At 62.2% G+C, this 22,364-nt stretch carries 14 protein-coding genes; 4 read left to right on the top strand and 10 right to left on the bottom strand.

Features of this window, described 5'->3' with window-relative positions; genetic code table 11:
* Window positions 1–292 precede the first annotated feature (292 nt).
* The 6 genes from ACP7BV_RS21705 to ACP7BV_RS21730 all read right to left on the bottom strand — a co-directional run bounded on the left by ACP7BV_RS21705 (window position 293) and on the right by ACP7BV_RS21730 (window position 13,446).
* Window positions 293–799 carry a hypothetical protein gene (locus ACP7BV_RS21705; protein ID WP_426106751.1) on the bottom strand — a complete coding sequence of 169 codons (507 nt, stop codon included), beginning with the start codon at window positions 797–799 and terminating at the stop codon, window positions 293–295.
* 291 nt (window positions 800–1,090) lie between these two features.
* Window positions 1,091–1,996, bottom strand: a complete 906-nt coding sequence (locus ACP7BV_RS21710; RefSeq protein WP_426106752.1) for a hypothetical protein — start codon at window positions 1,994–1,996, stop codon at window positions 1,091–1,093.
* Between the two features lie 43 nt (window positions 1,997–2,039).
* Entirely contained in the window at window positions 2,040–2,627 is a 588-nt protein-coding gene (locus ACP7BV_RS21715) for a TerD family protein (RefSeq protein WP_426106754.1), read from the bottom strand.
* 73 nt (window positions 2,628–2,700) lie between these two features.
* Window positions 2,701–3,825, bottom strand: coding sequence for a toxic anion resistance protein (locus ACP7BV_RS21720; RefSeq protein WP_426106756.1), 1,125 nt, complete (start codon window positions 3,823–3,825; stop codon window positions 2,701–2,703).
* Between the two features lie 136 nt (window positions 3,826–3,961).
* Entirely contained in the window at window positions 3,962–12,982 is a 9,021-nt protein-coding gene (locus ACP7BV_RS21725) for a calcium-binding protein (protein ID WP_426106758.1), read from the bottom strand.
* The gene (locus ACP7BV_RS21730) at window positions 12,982–13,446 is read right to left on the bottom strand and encodes a hypothetical protein (RefSeq protein ID WP_426106759.1); all 465 of its coding nucleotides are present in this window, start codon (window positions 13,444–13,446) and stop codon (window positions 12,982–12,984) included. The genes ACP7BV_RS21725 and ACP7BV_RS21730 overlap by 1 nt, the downstream gene beginning before the upstream one ends.
* A 146-nt stretch (window positions 13,447–13,592) precedes the next feature.
* Between ACP7BV_RS21730 and ACP7BV_RS21735 the strand changes: the two genes are divergently transcribed.
* Window positions 13,593–14,402 (top strand): TatD family hydrolase, encoded by an 810-nt coding sequence (locus ACP7BV_RS21735; RefSeq protein ID WP_426106760.1) that lies wholly within the window; start codon window positions 13,593–13,595, stop codon window positions 14,400–14,402.
* Here the strand turns inward: ACP7BV_RS21735 and ACP7BV_RS21740 are convergent.
* The 3 genes from ACP7BV_RS21740 to ACP7BV_RS21750 form a co-directional block, all read right to left on the bottom strand.
* A complete protein-coding gene (locus ACP7BV_RS21740) occupies window positions 14,383–15,666 on the bottom strand; it encodes an MFS transporter (RefSeq protein ID WP_426106761.1) in 1,284 nt (427 codons plus the stop codon). The genes ACP7BV_RS21735 and ACP7BV_RS21740 overlap by 20 nt on opposite strands.
* A gap of 174 nt (window positions 15,667–15,840) precedes the next feature.
* Window positions 15,841–16,992 (bottom strand): class C beta-lactamase, encoded by a 1,152-nt coding sequence (ampC, locus tag ACP7BV_RS21745; protein WP_426106839.1) that lies wholly within the window; start codon window positions 16,990–16,992, stop codon window positions 15,841–15,843.
* A 74-nt stretch (window positions 16,993–17,066) separates the two neighbouring features.
* Window positions 17,067–17,402, bottom strand: coding sequence for a winged helix-turn-helix transcriptional regulator (locus ACP7BV_RS21750; protein WP_426106763.1), 336 nt, complete (start codon window positions 17,400–17,402; stop codon window positions 17,067–17,069).
* Between the two features lie 109 nt (window positions 17,403–17,511).
* Here ACP7BV_RS21750 and ACP7BV_RS21755 point away from each other — a divergent pair, with 109 nt between their 5' ends.
* On the top strand, window positions 17,512–18,234 hold the full coding sequence (locus ACP7BV_RS21755; RefSeq protein WP_426106765.1) for an MBL fold metallo-hydrolase: 723 nt from the start codon (window positions 17,512–17,514) through the stop codon (window positions 18,232–18,234).
* An 18-nt stretch (window positions 18,235–18,252) separates the two neighbouring features.
* On the opposite strand, the gene ACP7BV_RS21760 is transcribed toward ACP7BV_RS21755, so the two are convergent.
* A complete protein-coding gene (locus ACP7BV_RS21760) occupies window positions 18,253–19,683 on the bottom strand; it encodes an App1 family protein (RefSeq protein WP_426106767.1) in 1,431 nt (476 codons plus the stop codon).
* Between ACP7BV_RS21760 and ACP7BV_RS21765 the strand changes: the two genes are divergently transcribed.
* Window positions 19,682–19,876, top strand: a complete 195-nt coding sequence (locus ACP7BV_RS21765; protein ID WP_426106768.1) for a hypothetical protein — start codon at window positions 19,682–19,684, stop codon at window positions 19,874–19,876. The genes ACP7BV_RS21760 and ACP7BV_RS21765 overlap by 2 nt on opposite strands.
* A gap of 93 nt (window positions 19,877–19,969) precedes the next feature.
* The gene (locus ACP7BV_RS21770) at window positions 19,970–22,339 is read left to right on the top strand and encodes a TonB-dependent receptor (RefSeq protein ID WP_426106770.1); all 2,370 of its coding nucleotides are present in this window, start codon (window positions 19,970–19,972) and stop codon (window positions 22,337–22,339) included.
* Window positions 22,340–22,364 lie beyond the last annotated feature (25 nt).

Raw genomic sequence — 22,364 nt, forward strand, 5'->3', positions numbered from 1 at the left:
CCCAGGAAGCCCGGCGTAAAACCACACAAGAAGATGACTCAGAAAAACTGTTGAAATGTCTTAACTTGGGTGGATTGGGTACGACGTGCCCTGGCATCTGCATCCGCTCCGTTAATATCCCGACACTCAACGTGAGGCGGCGGCGGATTTTTCCGATTGAATGACTATTCTACTATCAGTCGACGTGGCGCCACGACCGGCAGCCTATCGCCCCGAAGCGGACGGTGACAGCACGAGCGCCGATAAAAAAGACCTAGTTAAGTCCATTCTTTGGGTCCCTAGTGATATCGGTCTAGCTTTGTCGTTCATCGTACGGTTGCAATACTTCTTCTTGTAACCATTTCACCTCTTCGACAGGTAGTCGAGCGAAGATCGTTCCTTTGCTGGAATTAATCTGGAACCCTACATTACGCCAAAACCACCAACGATGTAGCGCTCTGACGATTCGGAAGCGATGGTTCCCACGCGGAAGCGCTCGCCAAGGCTCAAAGCCGAAAAACACCTGCATGTCCAACTTAGCTTCCTGGGTCCGCTCAAGTACCATCGGTAATACTTCGGATTCACCCTGAACGTTCAGCCGCTGATCAGACATCCAACCGCTAACTTCAAAGTGATCATTGGTAACGAGACCAACACGGTTAATACGAATTGGTGAGAAGCCAGTCACCTCAAGAGCAGGATGGGGATTGGCTTTGAGAATATTCTCCAGGGTATAGATCGCGTATCCATTTCTGGTCGAACCGAATACATGATGCAGCTTGTCCTTCCGATCGTGGCGGCACTGCCCGCCGTTTTGCAAAGGTCCTGAAACTGCTCAATGAAAGAAGCTTCGGATGGAAAACCATCGATTGGAGCTGTGAATATACGAGTTTCTGAACTGTGTGACATTGTGAACCTTTCCTTGTGAGGCCTAAAACCTGAGGTACACGGCGCCATGAAGCGGCGTCGGTTTGGGTGATATTGTTTGGCGGCGCCATGCATCCTGGCCTTGCCAGCATCCTGCATTAAACCTATTTACCAATGCCCCTGTCGCGGTACGGTTGTTCAGCAATCCGATTACCGAAACAAGCACCCCCACAAACCGTGCTCCTTACCCAACACCCTGCGCCTGCGCCATCTCCAGCGCCGGCAAAGTAACGGTCAGAAAGGACGACACCTGGCCGATCAGCTCCGCGGCTTGCTGACGCACCTGCCCCATCTGCAATATCGACAGCTCCGCCTGGCGCACTGCCTGCTGGATCAGCGTGCGCCGCTGCACCAGAACATCGAGCAGCGTCGCATCCGGCGCGCGCCCGGCCAGTTCCGACACCACGGCCAGCGCCACCCAGTGCAAGGTCAGGTTCTTGGCCGACTCGTCCAGGTTGCGCGTTGCCAGCTCGCTGTCCGACATCAGTTGCTGCAGCCGCGCCCGGGCGGCGATCAGCTCTGGCTTGTATTGCGCGGGCGACGTCGCACGGCTAAAGAGCTTGCTAAATACGCCAGTCGGCGCCCTGGTGCTGCCGAGCGCCGCTTCAAGTAGCGCGGGCACTTCCATACCCGCGAACTTGCGCACCAGTTCTGTCACGGGCTGAAGCAGGGCTGCCTGCTCCATCAAGGGCGCCTCCGCCCACTCGGTGACCAGTGACAATTTGACCGGCAGGATGCGGCGGAACAAGGCGGCCAGACGCTGCTCCGAGTTCTGGAACAACACCGGATAGTCGGTCCGGACGGAAGCCAGGGCATCGCGCACCGCGCCGTGATCCTCGCTGTCAAACAGCGCTTTAGGCGCGGCTTTGGGCGGCATGCGAGCCGTCATCGCGGCGGCCGGTACATCATCAAAGGACAGCACCTTGGGCGGCGTTGTCGCGCCGACCGGGGCGGCAGGTTGCGGCGCCGGCGAGGCAAGCTGTTCGTCGCCAAAGTCGAACGCCTTGGGCGTCACCGGGCGCGCGGCGCTGTCCGGGGGCAGCGCCGGCTCCTCGGCGAAGTCGAATGCCTTGGGCGGGTGATTTGTCATCAAGTAGCCGGCGTCGGGAGCGGTTGGCGGAGCCCCGGGCGTCTCAGATGGTGCCGCCGAGCTTGCGGATGAAGGTCGCCAGATTGAGCTTGAAGCCGGCACCCACAGCCTGGAAGCGCCAATCGCCATCCTTGCGGTAAAGCGAGCCGAACTGCAGCGCGGTCTTGTCCGAGTAGTCTTCGTTCAGGTCGTAAGACGCGAGCTCTTCGCCGGTCTCGTCGTTGTACACCTTGACGTAGGCGCCATTCACCCGGCCAAAGTTCTGCTTGCGTGCTTCGGCGTCGTGGATGGTGACCACGATCGGCAGCTCCACCACTTCAGCCTGTACCTTGGCCAGGTCGACGGTGATGACTTCGTCGTCACCATCCCTGTCGCCGGTGCGGTTGTCACCGGAGTGCACCACCGCGCCGTCCGGCGACGTGGTCTGGTTGTAATAGACGAAGTGCGCGTTGCTGAGCATGACGGGTTCGTCCGCTGCGTTCTTCTTGCACAGGAACACTGACGAATCCAGGTCGAATGCCTGGCCGTCGGCCGCATTCACCTTCCACCCGAGGCCGATACGAACGCGCTTCAGGCCTGGGGAGGTTTTTTCGAGGTTGATGCGATGGCCGGTTTCGAGAGTCGTCGACATGGACTTTTCCTTTTTTTGTAAAACGTGTATTTTCGTTGGAATGAGGACCGGGAGCAATAGGAGGCTTCCCGGCTTACCCCGCCGTGGGCGAGAAGCGCGCAATCAACTCGCGTTCGAGTTCCTGCAGTTTCGGCAGCTCGTCCTTGCGGCGCTGCTGGCCTTCTTTCGAAATTTGCTCGAGCTTGTCGTACGCGGTAATGAGCTGCGTTTGCACATGCTGCGCGGTTTCGAGGCTGACCAGGGAACGCTGTTTCACCCGCGCCACCGTCTCGGTGTTTTCCAGCAACATGTCAGCCTGGGCGCGGAAGGCGGCATCGGTGGCGTCGTACGCGGCATTGGCGACGGCGGCGCTCTGCTTGGCCTCGAGCTGCAGCAAATACAGCGAGAATACATTGCGCCAGGCGGGCACTGAAACGTTGACGATATCGGTAAACGTGTCCGTCAGGGAGCGCGCATTGTCCTGGGACAGGCGGATCTGCGGCACCATCTGGGTGGCCATCAGCATGGCACGGCGCAGGTCGTCGATGCGCTTTTCGAGACGCTCGTGACGACGTTTAAGCTCGGTAGCCTGCTGCGCCTCGAAAGCGTTGGCCGCCACCGGTTGCTGCGCAATCGCTTGCGCCAGCGTGTGCGCCCAGCCCTCGCCCTTTTTCACGTCCGCGTCCAGCCCTTGATAATAAATTTCCAGGCCCTTGTACATTTCATCGAAATCGTGGATGCGACCCTTGTGGACGTTGGCGTGGCGCGTCATTTCGCTAACCAGAGTGTCCATGCGCGATTCGACCACCTGGTACTGCGACAGCATCTTTTCCTTGACCGAGCCGAACATGTTCGACACGCGCGACAACAGCCCGCCCGAACGCAGCTTGGACGGGTCCAGGCCCTTGGAGGTGGCAATCAGTTCGTTCAACTGCGCGCCGAAGACGTCCGCGTCCGAGGCCCGCACCGTGCCGAGCAATTTGGCCGAGATCTTGGCCACGCCGGTGCCGGTGGAGCCGCCCAGCGACTCGATGGCTTTGTCGTCGATGCCGGAAATGTCAACCCGGACCAGTGGCGCCGCGCTTACCTCAGGAAGCGAGGCCGGAAGCATGCCTGAAGTGACGGCAGGGGTCAGCAGCGGCACCAAAGTCGGCGCGCTCGCCACAGGCGGCACCGATCCTGCCTGCGCTTCTTCGTCGGAGGAAAACAGCGGTTTCATAAAATCCCTTCAGGTTGAAAGTGACAACTATCGTAGCTTACCACCGGCCCATCTTGCCGTTCGGGTTAACCCGCGCGCCAGAACGAAGAAATCTCGTTGTCCAGGCGCGCAAGGCCATGGCATCACGCGTACCGCATCAATGCCAGTTTGCAGTGATGGTCGGAATCAGCGTCGTCTGATAGGCGGTACTCAGCGTCGTCTGTCCCGCTGCCGGTGGCGCAAAACCGGCCATCGCATTGACGAGGTTTTGGACCTGGCTGTCCAGCAAGACTTTGCCGTCACTGGTCTTGAACTGTTCCACGTGGTATTGGTTTCCCAGATACCAGCTATTCAGAACAAACCTGTCCGCCGTACCAATGATGTCCACTTGCAAATTGTTGCCCACCCGCTGGAACCAGAGCTGATCGGTCGTGATGCCCGACCCAAACTGCGCCAGATCGATGTTGCCCGCCGTTGCATCGTTTTCGATGATGGTGTCGATGCCGTAACCGCGCCCCAGCAGGTAAGTGTCATTGCCCGCACCGCCCTGCAGGATGTCGGCGCCGGCGCCGCCGTCGAGCGTGTCAGCACCCGCATTCCCGGTCAGTGTATTGATTCCACTGTTTCCGACAAGGACGTTGTTGAGCGTGTTGCCGATGCCATTGATGGCCGTCGCTCCTGTCAAGGTCAGGTTTTCAACGTTGCCGGCAAGGGTATACGTCACACCCGACTGCACCAGGTCGGTTCCTTCGTTCACGTTTTCGGTAATCAGGTCGCCAGCGTTGTCCACCACGTAGACGTCGTCGCCCAGACCACCGAGCAGTTTGTCCGCCCCCGCGCCACCGTCAAGGCTGTCGTTGCCTGCGGCACCGACCAGCGTATTGATGGCGCTATTACCGATCAGGATGTTAGCAGCGGCGTTGCCTGTTCCATTGATGGCCGTCGCACCGGTCAACGTCAGGTTTTCCACGTTCGCACCCAGCGTGAAGGCCACGCTCGATTGCACCAGGTCGGTGCCTTCGTTCAAGTTTTCGGTCACGATAGTGGCGCTGTTGTCCACCACATAACTATCATTGCCGGTGCCGCCTTGCATGGTGTCGATGCCCGCTCCGCCGTTCAGCGTGTCATTGCCGGCGCCGCCGGCCAGGACGTTGGCAGCCGCATTGCCCATCATGATGTTGTCTGACCCGTTCCCGGTGCCGTTGATCGCGCCGGTGCCCGTCAGTGTGAGGTGCTCGACGTTGGCCGCCAGGCTGTAGCTGACGCTGGACTGCACCAGATCCATGCCCTGTCCCGCGTTCTCCGCAATCACGTCCAGGCCGTTGTCGACAACGTAGACATCGTCGCCTGCGGCGCCCGCCATGCTGTCGGCGCCGGCGCCGCCATTGAGGGTATTGGCGGCGCTGTTACCTGTCAGCACATTGTTCAAGGCATTGCCGGTGCCGTTCAGGGCACTGCTTCCCGTCAGGGTAAGATTGTCGACGTTGGCGGCCAGTGTGTAGCTGACACTGGACTGAACCAGGTCTGTACCTTCGTTCAAATTCTCCGTGATCACGTCGCCCGTGTTCTCCACCACATAGGTGTCGTTGCCCAGGCCGCCCAGCAGCAGGTCCGCGCCGGCGCCGCCATCGAGCGTGTCGTTGCCCGCCGCGCCAGTCAAGGTATTGATGGCGCTGTTGCCGGTCAAGTAGTTGTCCCCTGCGTTGCCGCCTGCATTGACCGCCGCCACGCCCGTCAAGGTGAGGTTTTCCAGATTGGCCGCCAGGGTGTAACTGACGCTCGACTGCACCAGGTCCGTTCCCGCCCCGGCCGCTTCAGTCGTCACATCGGTCGCGCTGTCGACGACATAGGTGTCGTCGCCGGTGCCGCCGGCCATTGCGTCATTGCCGGTGCCGCCATTGAGCAAGTCGTTTCCGGCGCCGCCGTTGAGCGTGTCGTTGCCCGCCAGCCCATTGAGCGTGTCATTGCCCGCGCCGCCCACCAGCGTGTCGGTGCCGGCCGTGCCGTTCAAGGTCTGGTTGGTCAGACTGACCACAATGTCAAACACATCCGAGGCCGTCAGGTTGCCGCTATCCTTGGACGTCACTTTGACGCTGACCGTTCCCGTGCTTGGCGGGGTGCCGCTGAACACGCGGGTCGCCGCGTTAAAGCTCAGCCATGATGGCAGCGCGCTGCCATCGGCCAGCGTGGCGCTGTAGCCCAAGGTGTCGCCGCTGTCCGGGTCGGTAAACGCATTGGCCGCAACGGTGTAACTGAAGGCGGCGCCCAGCGACGCGGCCTGGTCCGCCAGCGCTGCGGACAGCACCGGCGCCCGGTTCAGCGCGCCGATGGTCATGTTGACGTATTCGCCGGCCGACGAGTTGTAGCCGTCGGTCCCCCACAGGATGAACTGCAGCGCGCCGACATTGCCCGCGCCGGGCGTTCCCGACATGGTCCGGGTCGCGGCATCAAAGCTCAGCCACGCCGGCACCGCCGAGCCATCTGCCATCTTGATGCTGTAGGTGATCGAATCCCAGGCATCCGGGTCCGTAATGGTGTTGGCCGCAACCGTGTAGCTAAAGACGCTGCCGGCTTTCGCTTGCAGGGCCGGTAAATAACTGTTGATGACTGGCGCATGGTTGTTCTTGGCGCGATCCACTACCGTCTGAATCATGGCCTGGTCCCAGGATGCGCCGCTGGCAAACTCGATGCGGTCGATCTTGTGGTCGGCCGCCTGGCCTGCCACGGTCGTGTTCGCCCCGTAGTAGTTGATCAAGCCGATCTGGTCGTTGGTCCCCTTGATTTTGAAGAACAGGTTGGCGCCGGACTGGAATGCCTGGACGTCCGTCTCAGCAATGCCGCTGCCCAGGCGCAAGGTATCGGTGGCGCCAAGCAGGTCGGTGTTGTCGATCGAATCCTGGCCGTCGCCGCGGCTGAACAGGTAGACGTCATTGCCCTGGTCGCCCGACAGGAAGTCGTTGCCCAAGCCACCAGTGAGGATATTGTTGCCCTGATTGCCCCACAGGCCGTTGTTCAGGGCGTTGCCCGTCACCGACAGCGCGGCCGTGCCGTCCACTGCCAGGCGTTCCAGGTTGGCGCCCAAGGTCCAGCTGACGGTGGCGCGCACGAAATCGTCGCCTTCGTTGGCTTGCTCGACGATGGCATCGCCCGCGTCGTCGATTTCATAATAGTCGTCGCCCAGCCCGCCGAGCAGGGTATCTTGCCCGACGCTGCCAAACAGCGCATCGTTGCCGGCGCCGCCGATCAGCATGTCGTTACCGCCCAGCCCCAACAGATTGTTGTCTGCATCGTTGCCGGTGATAACGTTGTCGAGCCCGTTGCCATTGCCGCGGTAGACGGTGCCCGTCAGCGTCAGGTTGTCCACCGCGTTGGCCAGCAGATAGGATGTCTCGAAGCTGCGTATTTCGGTGTCGATCCCTTCCCCGAAGGACTCAAAAATTCGGTCCGATTGGCTGTCGGCGTAATACGTGTCGTTGCCGGCGCCGCCGGCCATGTCGTCACTACCCTGCCCGCCGTCCAGGATGTCGTTTCCGCCCGCGCCTTGCAGCTCATCGTTGCCAATGCCGCCGGACAAAATGTTGTTCGCCGCGTTGCCGATCAGGGTATTGTCGCCCTCGTTGCCCGTGCCATTCACCGCGCTATAGCCGGTCAGCAGCAAGCCCTCCAGGTTGGCGCCCAGCGTGTAGCTCAGGCCTGTTTCCACCGTATCGAAGCCCGCGTCGGCCGCTTCAATCACCTGGTCGGCCAGATTGTCGACCACATAGGTGTCGTCCCCCATCAGCCCTTCCAGCACGTCCGCGCCGGCGCCGCCGTCGAGGCGATTGGCATAGTCATTGCCAGTCATGCGGTTGGCCAGTGCATTGCCGCTGCCGTCGATCGCGCCGCCGCTTGACGCCAAGACCAGGTTTTCTACGTTGGCCGAGAGCGCCGTGCTGGCCGTCGCGTGGACCGTGTCTACGCCTTCGTTGGCCGCTTCCAGCACCACGTCGCCCGTTTGGTCCACGTAGTACAGGTCGTCACCGGCGCCGCCGCTTAAGGCGTCCAGCCCCGCGCCGCCGTCGATCACGTCGTTGCCTGCGCCGCCGGCAATCACGTTGTCGCCTGCATTGCCGGTCAGGATATTGGCCAGTGCGTTGCCGGTCAGCGCCAGATTCAGGTCGCCGGTCATCGTTCCGTTTTCAAAATTGTTACCCAAGGTCACGCTGACGCTGCTGACGACCGTATCGACTCCCTCATTGCTCAGTTCGGTGAAGCGGTCGCCCGCATCGTCCAGCACGTAGGTGTCGTTGCCCGCCCCACCGGTTAGCATGTCGGCGCCTTCGCCGCCATCGAGCTGATCGTCGCCCAGGCCGCCCTCCAGGCTGTCGGCGCCGGCGCCACCGAAGAGCTGGTCATTGCCATCATTGCCGTACAGGCGGTCGACGCCGGCCAGGCCGCTCAGCGTATCGTTGCCGGCGCCGCCGCTCAAGGCGTCGTCGCTGGCGTAACCGGTCAGCACGTCATCGCCCGTGCCGCCGTTGAGCAAGGCTTGCCGCAGCGCGGCGCCTTCCAGGGTGCTGCCATCGGCGCTTTTCAAGCGGAAACTGTAGTGCTCGAACACGCCGTCATTGAGCATCACGTCGCGCAGGCGAATCGCATCCTGGGTAGCGCGGATTCGTACCACCACGTCGTTGTTGTCGCGCAGCAGTTCCACTCCCGCGAGACCAATCTCGGCGGACACCAAAATTGTGTCGGTCGCTGCAGCCGTATCGAGGAAATTTCTGACCAGCACATCCTGGCCGGACCCGGCTTTCAGGAGGTAGGTATTGTTGTCCGCGCCGCCCAGTAACAGGTCGGCTCCGGCGCCGCCGTCGAGAACGTCGTCGCCCGCGCCACCATCGAGGCGGTCGTCGCCGTCGCCGCCCAGCAAGGTGTCCGCGCCCGCCAGGCCGTCAAGCCAGTCGTTGCCGGCCAGCCCGTCGAGCGTGTCGGCGAGCGCGTAGCCGGTGAGGGTGTCGCCGCCGGCGCCACCGGTCAGCAAGCGCAGCTTGAGCTGCTCCAGCGTCCACGTGGTGCCGTCGTCGAATACCACGTATTCGATCTTTTGCACGTTGTCGCCATCGTTCTGCAGGGCGTTTTGCAAACGCACGGAATCGGTGACCGGCACGCCATTTTCCAGGCGGCTTGGCAGCGTCAACAGAATGTCGTTACCGGAGCGCACAAGCCCCACCGTAGTGGCGCTCACGCCCGCGCGCAAGCGCAAGGTGTCGGCGCCGCCCGCGCTGCCCGAGTAGCCAGCCTCGTCGACGATGTCTTGCCCGTCGCCTACGCCGAACAGGTAGGTGTCATCGCCCTCGCCGCCATGCAGGCTGTCGTTGCCGAGACCACCTTCCAGATTGTCATTGCCCACGCCACCGACCAGCACGTCGTCGTCGGCACCGCCTTGCAATACATCGTCGCTGTCGCCACCGTTCAGGTAGTCGGCACCGCTGCCGCCGCGCAGCGTGTCGTTGCCGGCCTCGCCATACAGGGTGTCATTGCCCGCGTCGCCGTCCAGCACGTCATTGCCCGCCGCACCGCGCAGCGCGTCGGCGCCATCGCCGCCGCTGATACTGTCCGCGCCCGCGTAACCGACCAGGCTGTCGCTTCCCGCCGTCGGCGCCAGCACCCGGGCCTTGATGGCCGCGATGTCCCATACGCTATTGTCAGCAAACACAATCCGGTCCAGTGCATACGGCGTCGTGCCATCGGCGGAGAAAAACTGCGCCACCGTGAGCACGTCCGGCGTGCCTTTGATGCTCAAGACCAGCTCGTTCCAGGCACTGCGCCGCACCTCGATGTCGGCCTGGGTAATGCCCGCGCCCAGCACCAGGCTGTCGATCGACGCATCGGCGTCGTAATTGTTGATGCTGTCTTTGCCATAGCCGCGGCCAAAGCGATACGTGTCGGCGCCGTCGCCACCGGTCAGCTGGTCGTCGTCGGCCCCGCCGTCGAGGTTATCGTTGCCGGCCCCGCCATCGAGATAATCGCGCCCGGCGCCGCCGCGCAATACATCATTGCCAGCCTCGCCGTACAGGCCGTCGTTGCCGCCATTCCCGTCGACGCTGTCGTTGCCGCTGCGGGCATACACAACGTCGTTGCCCACGGCGCCGGCGATCACGTCATCGGACTCGAAACCAATCAAGGTGGAGCCCGCTTCATTGGCCAGCAGCGCACGCGCCTTCACCTCCGCCACGCGCCATACGGTATTGTCGGCAAAGCGTATTTCATCGACGGCATAGCTGGTCGCGCCGTCATTGCTGAAGTAATTGCTGATCGTAACCGAATCGCTGCCGCCGGCAATCGACAAGGTCAAGTCCCCATACCAATTGCGCGTCAGCACAATGTCGCCTGGCGCGATGCCCGGGCCAAAGACGATCGCATCGACCGGCTTGGCACCGTTGCCGTTGCCTTCGATGGCTTCGTAGTTGTTGATCACATCCTGGCCGCAGCCGCGCGTGAAACGATAGATGTCCGCGCCCGCGTCGCCCTGCAGATAGTCATTGCCTGCGCCCCCGTCGAGCACGTCATTGCCTGCCATGCCATACAAGGTGTCGGCGCCGGCGCCGCCCAGCAGCAGGTCTGCGCCCACCGCACCGCGCAACTGATCGGCCGCGCCCGTGCCCACCATGGCCTGGCGTGTCAGCTCTTGCGCCGACCACCTGGTGCCATCGGCAAAACGCACTTCCTGCACCGGATTGTAAGTATTGCTGGGGCTGTCGGAATAGAAGAAATACTGGACGGTGATGGTGTCGCTGCTGCCCGCCACCGACAATATCAGGTCCGAACCGGAGCGCTTCACCGCCACGCTGGACGCACTGATACCGGCGCGGAACTGCACAATGCTTGCCTTGGCGGCGGCCGTGTCATAGCTCGCCTCGATCATATCCTGGCCGTCGCCCGCGCCGAACACATACACGTTGTTGCCCGAACCGCCATTGAGCACGTCATTGCCCGTCCCGCCGATCAGCAGGTCGTCGCCGGCGCCCCCGTACAAGGTGTCGTTGCCCCCCTTGCCGTCCAGGATATCAGCGCCAAGGGCGGCCTGGAAGGTATTGCCGGCACTGTCGCCCGCATAGATGTCGCGCCCGGCCGTGCCTGCGCTGGCCGCGCCGGTCATCACGTTGTAGCCGACGTCGGCGAAGGCTTGCGCCACGGCCGGTTCGGTGGCCGCGCGCAGGGCCAGGGCTACGATCTGATCGGCCCCGTTCCAGCCCAGCGGCGCGAACGACGCGCCGAATGCCTTGTTAAAGTCCAACAATAAAGCGGCGCCCTCGTAGGCATTGGTGCTGGCGAGCGCTGCCAGGCTGGCATTCATGCGGGTAAAGTCGAACGTGGTGCCGGCTTCGGAAATGCGCAAGTCGATCTGATCTACATAGCTGTTCAAACGCATCACAGGCAACAAATTGGCCTGCGCATCGTCGAGCAGACGGGCCCACAGCGAATCGACTTGCGGCGTGCCGTTGGTGGGCACGGGAATCGTGACCCGGATGTAGCCGCCCTGCGAAGATACCGTCGCGTTGCGGTTTTGAAACATGATCTCGCGCAGTGACATTTCGATCTCCACAATCACCGGAATGCGCCCGCCGCCGGAGTTGAAGAGCCGCTGGAATTGATCCCAGTTCAGCGCATCGCCCTTGACCTGGGCCCAGTCGAGGAAGGTGTAGCCGGTAAACGCTTCGTATGCCTGAACGCGCTCCAGTCCGCCCACCATACGCTCGCGCATGGCATCGAACTTGCTCAGCTCGGTGCCCGACAGGGTAGTTCTGAAGGCACTGCGCTCGGCCACGCCGGCCTTGATCGCCACGTCCATCCAGCCGCGTTCCTGGTCGTCGAGCGGGTCGCTGAGAATTAGGCCATACCCTTCCGCCAACGCTTGTTTACTGGCGCTGTTGTACCCTGAGTCATTGCCCCATGCTTGCATCAAGGCACCCACCGCGTGCTGGTAGCCGTCGCGCGTGGTGGCATGCTTTACCTGGTTGAACAAGCCAATCAGTTCCGGACTCTGGGTTGCCGCAGCCTGCAAATCGCGCACCCAGCCGCTGCCGCCAATGTTGGCCACCGCCTTGGCCTGCGCGCTGATGGCGATCGGCGCAAACTGGCGCACGAAGTTGTTTTGCGCAAGGATAAAACTGCCCGCTTGCCCGCTGCTGTCATCGGCGCGCGTATAGCTGCCGCTTTGGGCCAGGATCGCGTCCGGATAGCTGGCATTGCTGGCGGCGCTGGTCAGGTTGATGCTCTTGACCCCGGTGTCGGCCAGGCTTTTCAGTTCGCCGGCCTGGCTGATGCCATCCTGGTTCAAATCGCGCCACACGCGCAGCGTCGCGTACTGGGCATCGCTCAGGTCGAATTTGCCGTCGGCATTGCTATCGAGTTCAGCCAGCGCTACGAATCCATTCGCCGCTTTCTTGCCGGCGTTCGGGCCGCTCGTCAGCACGGTTTCATCGCCGAACAGTTCGGCGCCGGAATCGATCAGTCCGTTGCCGTTGCGGTCCCATACCAGCATGCCGTCGTCGGCTGCGGCCCAGGCCGTGCCGGTCTTGATGGTGTCGCCGTTGGCGTCGAACAGCACGCCCTTGGACAGCGGCGTGATTTCCAGGCCGTCGCCATCGAGGTCGAGAATCAAAGGGTCGACGTAGCGCACCACCTTGGTCTTGACCTTGGGGTCGGGGTTGGTGCCGATGTTCGGTGAGATGCCGTTCGGCATATCGCCCATCGGATTGCTCCACGGCGCAGGCGGGATCGAATCGGGCGCGGGCGGATGCTCGACCCACTGGCGCGGATCGTCCAGGCTGTTGATCGTCTTGCCGGACGCAACAACATCGTAAATCCATTTTTCAAGCGAGACGGTACTGCCATTTTCCCTTGCCGTACGCCAGTTCCAGTACTCGTTTCTGCCCACATCGTTGTTGTAGTAATCCATATTGGTCGAGCGCGGATCGGGCGTCGTCGCCACGCCCTCAACTTCATGCTGGTCGCCGATCGATTTGGCCAGATCGGTGCCCAGGTGATCGGTCAGTTTCGCCTGCAACAGCGCGTGCCGGTACGCGTCGTACATATTGTCGCCACCATTACCCCAGCCGCCTGGATAGCCGCCATTCGCGTCTGCCTGGTTGTGGGCATAGTCGACAAATGTACCGCCGGAATAGTAGTAATCCATTATTTTTCCTCGATTTGATAGCTTGCTTGATTGGCGTGACACGCAAATACAATGATTGATTTTTCTCGTGAAAAACACTTCCCTGCTTCAAGGCTGGGAGCTTTCACCATGGCCGTACCGGACATGTCCAGCGTTGTTGCGCGCCCGTTTTTCTCGAACAGCCACCACGTGCTTCCACCGTCGTGCAGCAAGACGTCGTAGCCCTTCGCGCGCTTCCCAGTCTGCTTTTCAAAATCCTTGCGCGGCATGTAAGCCGACTGCAGGCAGAGGTCGGCGTAGCGGTCCGGCACCACCGCCGCCAAGTCCAATTTCCCTCCCGGGCAGTGCTTGATTCCTTGCAGCGCTGACAGAATGTTTTTTTTCAACGCATCGTTTGCGGACTTCGTGCGCCATTTGTCGACCATCAGGAGCATCGCCGCAGCGATGAACACCATGAGGACGGCGCCTGATTTATTCATCTTCATACGTCTCGCAATAAAATGATGGGGGAATGCGCGTGCGGAGAATAGCATGGCAATCACATTATGTTAAGAGCAATATTTATTTTGATTAACAAAAGGCGGGAGGACGCCGCCACCTGTGCGCCTGCGCCCGCTTTACAATGGCGACCATGACGCCTTCTCCCCTGATTGACATTGGACTGAACCTCGCCAACCGCCGCTTTACGGCCGACTGGGAGCCAGTCGTCGCGCGCGCCCACGCCGCCGGCGTGGCGCGCTTTATTCTGACGGGCACCTCGCTCAAGGTCTCTCGGGAAGTGGCGCGGCTGACGGAAAAAATGGCGGCGGGCACCGCCTACTTTACTGCGGGCGTGCATCCCCATTACGCCAGCGAACTTGGTGCCGAAGGGCTCGGGGAACTGCGCGAACTCTTGTCCCATCCAAACGCCGTGGCCGTGGGTGAAACCGGCCTGGACTACAACCGCGACCTGTCACCGCGCCATGTGCAGCGCGCGGCGCTCGAGGCACAGGTCGCGCTGGCCTGTACGCTCGGCAAGCCACTGTTTTTGCATGAACGCGATGCGGCGCAGGATTTGCTGGCCATCCTCGATAACTTCAAGAGTCGTTTGCCAAGATGCGTGGTGCATTGCTTTACCGGCAGCGAGGCGATCGCGCGGCAGTACATCGAACGCGGCTTTTATCTCGGCATCACCGGCTGGGTGGGACAGAAAAACCGCAATCAAGACCTGTTGCAAGCTTTGACAGCCATTCCCCCAGAGCGCTTGATGCTGGAAACCGACGCGCCCTACCTTACGCCCCCCGGCTACAAGCCCAGCGTGGCAGGGCGCAACGAACCGGCAGCCCTACCGCGCGTGGCTGAACTGCTGGCCATCGCGCGCGGCGTGCCGCTCGAGCAGGTGCGCGCCGATGCCTATATGGCGAGCATGAAGTTTTTCGGGCTCAATGATCTTCCGGGATAGGCCGGACCACCAAAAACAGATACGACATGGCGCCCAGGAACGCGATCGCGGCCCCGGTCAGCAAGGCGGGCACGAAGGACCAGGTCTGGGCGATGTAGCCGGTCAACACGGGCGCCAGCGCGCCGCCCAGAAAGCCGCCAAAATTCTGGATCGCACCCAGCGACGCGATGCGGCTCGGCGGCGCCGCCACGGTGGCCAGCGACCAGGCGCAGGCCGACGACGCGTTGGCCAGAAAGATGACCACCGAAATGCAGGCGACGGCCGCGACGTTGCTCTCGACCAGTGCCGCCGGGATCGTGAACGCCACCATGCCCAGCATGCCCGCCACCACCGCGTTGCGGCGCCCGGCGAGCGGCGAGGCCGCACTACGGGCCACGCGGTCCGACGCCCAGCCGGCGATCAGCGCGCCGGCAAAGCCGCATAAAAAGGGGATCGAGGCCACCAGGCCGGCGGACTTCAAGTCCATGTGGCGCGCGGTGCGCAGGTAGCCTGGCAGCCAGGTCAGATACACCCAATTGAGGTACACCGAGCCAAAGAAGCCGAGCATCATGCCCCATGTGGCGCGGTGCCGGAACAAGGCGCGCCAGGCGGCAAAGCTGCTGCCCGGCGCGCCCTCGCTTGCCTGGTCGAGCTGCAGATAGGCGCGCTCGGCGGCGGTCAATTGCGCGTGCACGGGGTCGCGATACAAGGCCAGCCAGACCACGGCCATGAGCAGCCCGAGCGCGCCGGTGACGAAAAACGCCCAATGCCAGCTGCTTGCAGCAATCAAGGGCGCCAGCAGCAAGGGCGCCAGCGCAATGCCCAGCGGCGACGCCGAATTGTAGATGCCGGTTGGCGTGCCGCGCGCCAGCGGGGGAAACCAATTGCTCACCACGCGCGCCGCCGACGGGAATTGCGGCGCCTCGCCAATGCCGAGCGCGATGCGGGCAATGACGAAGTAGCCAAACGTGGCCGCCAGTCCACCCGCGGCCTGGGCCAGCGACCAGACCACCAGGCCAATACCGAGCAGCCAGCGCGGCCCGATTCTGTCCACCAGCGCGCCCACCGGGAGCTGGCACAGCGCATAGCTCCACGAAAACGCCGACAGCAGCACGCCCATTTCCAGCTGCGACAGGCCGAGGTCGGCGCGAATGAATTCGTTGGCCACCGACAGGGTGGCGCGGTCCATGTAGTTGATGACGCCGCACACCACCAGCAGCACCAGCGACAGTAATTGGCCGCGACGAATGCGGGGAGGGGTGGCGTGGCTGGAAGATGTAGTCATGGGCAATGCCGGCTGCGCGCTGGAGCGCGTACGTGTCGTGTGGGGGGAAAATCAAGGGCTCGCCAATTGGCCCGACAGACTGTATGCGGTCTGCTCTCTTACGGCAAGAGTTGATTTTTTACACAGGCACAAGGAGGAGAAAACCGCAGCGAAAAACGGCCGGCTCCCGCTCTTTTAATGGGGTGCGTGCGCAAGCTGCGTCAATATCGCATGCGCGGCCTTGATACGCTCCGCAATTGGATAGCTGCGATTTGCCAGCATCACAATCCCAATCTTCCTGTCGGGAACAAAGGCGGCGTAAGCGCAGAATCCTGCGGTCGAGCCGCTCTTGTTGAACCAGGTCGGCCCCGACGGCAAGCGTGGCGCGGCGATTTTCTGCGCCGGGTTGGCATCCAAGAGCATCCCGCTGGCGTTGCCAGCTTGCAGATGTTCCAGCGTGACGGGGTAAGCATATTGTTCCCAGCCCAGCCCTTGCGCCATGTTGCCCACTTTGAAATAAGGAATGTGCGTGCCTTCGATGGCGCGCTGCATCGGCTTTTCCAGACTGCCCGGATCGATATTCAACTGCACGTAGCGGATCATGTCGGCCGCCGTCGATTTGACGCCATAAGCTTCAAAGGCCAGTACGCCGGGATTCATCCGGATCGGCTTGTTTTCTTTGGCGTATCCCCATGCATAGTCCGCCTCGGCCGGCGCCGGCATCCTGATATGGGTGTGGGAAAGGCCTAGTTGCGGGAACAGCTGCTGCTCCATGGCGTCAGCAAAACTGCTGCCCATTGCCATCGCAGAAATGTGCCCGAGCAAGCCGATGCTGGGGTTGGAATAGCGGCGCTGGGTGCCCGGCGCGGCGTCCGGGGTCCACTGGCCGAAGTAGTCAACCATCCGTGCATTGACGACTTCGTCGGGAAACTGCAGCGGCAAGCCGCCGGCGGTATAGGTTCCCAGGTTGAGCAGGCTGGCCTTGTCGATGGCTTTGCCCTTTAACTGGGGGATGAATTTGCCGGGATGGTCGTCCAGCGCCAGCTTGCCCAGCACTTGCGCGTAGGAAGCCAGCGTTCCCGTCAAGGTCTTGCTGATGGAGCCGATCTCGAACAGCGTCGACTCGCTAACAAGCGTCTTTTGCTCGCGCGAGGCGACGCCGTAATTGAAAAAGAATGCCTTGCCGTCGATCGTCACTGCCACCGCCATGCCCGGCACGTCGTATTGCGCCATCAGTGGGCGGATCGCGCCATCGACGGCCGCGCGCAGCCTGGCCGGGTCATCGGCGCCATGGCTGGCAAGGGGGAAGCAGCAAGCCGACAGGGCGATGGCGAGGCGGGTGGCGATTGGTCGCTTACAGTTCAAAATGGTTTTCCTTGTGATGGCATTGGATTGTTGCATTATGTGCCGCAGGGAGCTGGTCAAGCACTGGCCCTGCCGTTCTCACGGCCCCACTCATACAGCGACTGCAAAATGGGACGCAGGCTTGCCCCGCGGGCGGTGAGCGAATACTCGGTGCGCGGCGGCTTTTCGGGATGCAGCGCGCGGTGCACGATACCGTCAGCCTCCAGTTCGCGCAACTGTTGGGTGAGCATCTTCTGACTCACCGGCGGAATATTGCGCTGCAGTTCGCCAAAACGCATCGTCTCTTCGGCCAGCATGTGCAGGATGATCGGCTTCCATTTGCCGCCGACGATATTGATCGCTGCCACCAGCGGGCAATCGATCGTATTTTCGAGATGCCACTGCTTTTTCATCGCACCTTCCTTTGTAGAGTGACAGGCACTAAAAAGTGCCTACTTGTGGGTTCCGCCCCACTTGTTGACAATCAGGCGCATTGCAGTTCACCCTCGCCAAGGAGTTCCCGTGCCGCCCTCGCTTCAGATTGTCCGCGTTCCCATCCTACCGTTCGGCATGATCAATTGCCACCTGATCATCGCACCGCACGGCTGCATCCTGGTCGATACCGGCTTGCCCGGCACCGAGGCGCGCATCGGCAAGGTGCTCGCGCGCCATGGCCTGGCGTTTGGCGCCATCAAGCTGATCGTCATCACCCATGCGCACGTGGACCATGCCGGCAACGCTGCGCGCCTGCGGGCACTGTCTGGCGCGCCCATCCTTGCCCACGCCGCCGACCTGGGCCATTACACGCAACAAGACGCCATGACGTTTTGCGCCACCGGCTGGTTCGGCCGCCTGTTCCTCAAGACGGGCTTGATTCTGCAGCCCTACGCGCCATTTGTTCCCGACATATTGCTGACCGGCGACGAGCAGCGCGGCCTGGCCCCGTTCGGCATCGACGGCGTGGTGCTGCCCACGCCAGGCCATACGGCAGGCTCGATCTCGATCCGGCTGGCGAGCAAGGCGGCCATGGTCGGCGACCTGATCGCGTCCGGTATCTTTCTTGGCGGCCTGGTGCGAACCGGCCACGCCAAACGCCCGCCGTTCAAAGACGATCCCGCCGCCACCGCAGCGGCCCTGCAGCAACTGCTCGACGCCGGGGCCGAGCACTTTTACATGGGCCACGGCGGCCCGCTCCCCGCTGCCGAAGTGCTCAGCCATGCTCGCAAGCTGCGTGCCTTGACGTGACGTGATTTGACTGTACGATCACACGGCCGGCAAGCTGGTGTCATCTTCGCGCTTGTCGGACCTTACCGAGGCCAGCCGGTCGATATGAATCAAGCCCTCGGCCGCGGCGTGCGCGGCGGCAAACACGCTGTCCGGCGCCAAAATGAGCTGGGTGCCGGTCGCGCTCACTTCCTCGATCAAGCGGTCGAGCGCCTCGATGCGGGCCGGGTCCGGATTGACGTTGCGAATGTAAATCACGCGTACCGATTTCGGATGACGGCGCACCACTTCCGCGTAAATTTCCGGGTCTTGCTCGCCGCTGTCGCCAATCAGCACGAACTGCATGTCCGGATAGAAACTAAGAATGAGTTCGATCTTGCCCAGCTTGTGGTTGCCGTGGCTGGTCAGCTTGAATACTTCGCGCATGCCCAGCTCGCGCAGCAGCAGCGGGCCGACGGGAATGCCTTGCAGGCGCAAAAATTCCACCAGCGGCCCGAACAGATGCCACGGGCTGCTCGAGACGTAAAACACGGGATTGTCCTCATTCCCGCCGGCGCCTTGCGTGAGCGCCCGGTAAAAGGCAGCTACACCCTTGAAGGGTTTGCGCGTGTGCGAATTAGAGCGCGCCAGCATCAAGGCCATGTTCAGCTTGTTGGTGACATTGGTCCACAGCACCGTGTCGTCGATGTCGCTGATGATGCCAAAGCGCGCCGTGCGCGGCGGCACCATCACGTCGGCATGCACCCGCACTGGCTGGCCATCGTCCGCCAGGCTGTCGGGCAACTCCAGCGCCACCGTCTGCCAGCCGTCGCCCACCGGCCCGGCCGGGGTGATTTCGAAAGCAAAATACCCGCCCTGGTCCGTGACGGTTTCCAGGCTTTGTCCCTGGAAATGCGCGCGCACCCGCTCGCCTGCCACTTGGTCGGACTCCAGCCGCTGGTACAGCGCCAACAGGTTGCTCCAGCGGCTGTCGGCGCTGGCTTGCACCTTGAAGATCGGCTCGTCGAGCACGCGGCCCTTGATCCACAGCTTGCCCGCATTGCCAAAACCCAGGTAGGGCACGACCATCAAATGCCCGCCGGCGCCGCCCTTGCGCAAGGTGCGCAGCGCCGACTTGGCGAACACGCCGGCCGTGCGCGCCAGCCGTTGATGCAGCGCCTGGTGTTCGCGCGCCTCGGCCGCGCTGGCGCGCTCCTTGACCGGTGTGGCCGGCGCCTCCTTTGCCGGGCCGCGCTCCACCCACACCGTCTCGCCTGCAGCGAGCGCCATCTGCAGCGCATAGTCCACTTCCTGCGCCTTGCGTGGATCGGCCGCCGGCGCCAGCATGTGGACCGCCGTGCCGGCGTCGCGCAGGCGCGCCATTTCCTCTTCCGTTGCTACCCCGGGATTGAGATGGAATACGGCGCCGGCCGGCGCTACGCGCGCGACGATGTCGTCAAAGCCGGCGCGGGTCAGAATCAGGAACGGCATGGTCAAATCCTTGTCGATTGTTTTGCTGCTGGCCTCGCAAGGGGCATTATGGATCACCTCGGCGCCAAGGCATCGCGCGCAAGCATCGGCCCTATTGATGACAAAGTACAACGCTTTTTATCGAATGCGGGTCGGGCGCCTGCAACTTGGCCCAGGATGGCAAGTTTTTTACTTTACCAAAAAAACAAGATGATAAAATAGTTACCGCACAGCGACGCGGCGTTTTCACACTGGCCGCGACCCGTCCCCACCCAAAACCGAGCACCAGATCAAGGAAAAAACACGCATGAAACTTCGCTCAACCGCAGCATTCACCTATTCCATTGCAGCGGCTACGGCGGTTTTTTCCACCGCGACCTTCGCGCAGGCGAGCGCCGACAGCGCCCCCGCCGCCAAGCCGGCGGCCCGCTCGGACCAGATTGAAGTGGTGCGGGTTACCGCGCAAAAGCGCCAGGAAGACCCGGCCAAGGTGGCAATGAGCATCTCGGCCGTCAGTGGCGAACAGTTGCAGGCGCAGCACGTCATCGACGTCACCGACCTGACTCGGATCGTCCCGAATATCTCGTTTACCGCCGCCAGCGGCAATGGCGGCGCCGGCCCGGGCACTTCCAACATTGAAATTCGCGGCATCAGTTCGGCCGCCGGTGCGGCCACGGTGGGCGTGTATCTGGGCGACGTTTCCATCACGGTCGGCAACGTGTACACGATGGGCAATGTCGAGCCGAAGTTTTTCGACATCGACCGTGTCGAAGTGCTGCGCGGACCGCAAGCGACGCTGTATGGCGCCAGCTCCATGGGCGGCACCATCAAGTTCGTCCCCAACGAGCCGGACTTGAAAACGCGCGAGTTCAATACCTATGCCGAGTTTTCCAAGCTCAAGGGCGGCAGCACCGCTTACTCGACCAATGTGGTCGGCAACTTTCCCCTGAACGAAGACATGGCGCTGCGCATCGGCGTGCAAGCCCAGCGCGCGGGCGGCTTCATCAAGCAGGTCGATGGCGCCGGGGCGGTGCTGGCCGAAAATATCAACAAGATCTACGACCAGGAATTCCGCGCCGCGCTGAAGTGGAGGCTGACGCGCGCGCTGACCATCACGCCATCGCTGTATCTGCAGCGCGTGGATGCGCGCGATATTGCCGCCTTCAACCTGGAACTGCCGAACTACCAGGCGCAAAAGCAGGTGCGCGAACCGTCCAAGGATACGCTGCTCAGCCCGAGCGTGACCGTCAACTGGGACCTGGGCAGCGCCGACCTGACCTCGTCCACCAACTATTTCGAGCGTACCTTCGACCGCACCCAGAACGGTTCGGCCTACAATAGTTACTCGCTGTCGACTTTCCTGACTTCGACGGACGACGGCGGCAACGCCCCGCCAGCGCTGATCGACGCCATTGCCGGCCTGCCGTCGGCCGTCTACCTGAACAACCACGTGCGCCAGGTGTCGCAGGAACTGCGCCTCGCCTCCAAGCCTTACGATGCGGCAGTGTCCCCGTGGACCTGGCTGGGCGGCCTGTACTTCTCCACGCAGCACACCAACATTGTCGAGAACGATCCGATTTTCGGCGTCAAGGCCACGTTTGCCCAGTTCGGTTTTAACGCGGAAGATCCGAGCATTTTGCCCGGCTCCTTCGTCGGCGCTTTCCCGGGCGACAATTCGTATGCGGGCAACTTTCACTACCGGGAAAAGCAATCCTCGATTTTTGGCGAAGCGAATTACTACTTTTCGCCAGCCTTGCATGCGACCGTGGGCGCGCGCTACCTGAAGGGCCACACCACGCTCGACCAGAAAAATGCCCTGTACCTGGCAGGCGCCGGCAACAACAGCACGACAAGCCTGTCGTCCAAGGCCTTTACGCCCAAGTTCGCGATGACGTGGGAACTGAACCCGACCAACACGATCTATACCAGTGTCGCCAAGGGCTTCCGCCTGGGCGGCTCGAATGTCTTTGTGCCGCCAACCACCTGCGGCCCGGATCTGGAAGCGAACGGCCTTGAAAACGGCCCGCCGACGTACGCGCCGGACAGCCTGTGGAGTTACGAGGCCGGCAGCAAATCGCGCTTCATGAATAACCGCGTGACGTTCAACGCTGCGGCGTTCTACGTCAAGTGGAAGAACATTCAGCAAGGCGTCTACCTGCCAACCTGCGCCTACACCTACAATGCCAACGCCGGGGAAGCGACCAGCAAGGGTGTGGAATTCGAATTCAAGGCCAAGCCAATGGCCGGCTTGACGCTGAGCGCAACGGGCGGCTACGTCAAGGCCGAACTGTCGAACAACAAAGGCGTCGAAAACGGCATCGTCGGTGCGGTCGAAGGCGCGCGCATCCAGGGCGTGCCCAACTACAACGGCGCCATCAGCGCGCAATACAACTTTTCCGTCTTTGGCGACAAGAGCGCCTTCGTCATGGGCGGCATGCAATGGATAGGTTCAAGCAAGGGTTCGCTCGACCCGGAACAGACCGACCACAACCGTCCGGCGTACCACACCGCCGACTTCAGCGCCGGCGTGTCGCTCGACCGCTACCAGCTGAGCGTGTTCATCAAGAATGCCTTCGATACCGACACCGTGATCCAGCATCCGCAGGTGGCGTCGATTGTGCAGGGCTACCGCCTGGCGCCGCGCAGTATCGGCATGAGCGTGGCTGCCAAGTTCTGAATGATCCGCTGATCTTGTAAGCGTG

The sequence above is a fragment of the Massilia sp. TSP1-1-2 genome (assembly GCF_049896185.1).
Lineage (GTDB): Bacteria > Pseudomonadota > Gammaproteobacteria > Burkholderiales > Burkholderiaceae_D > Telluria_A.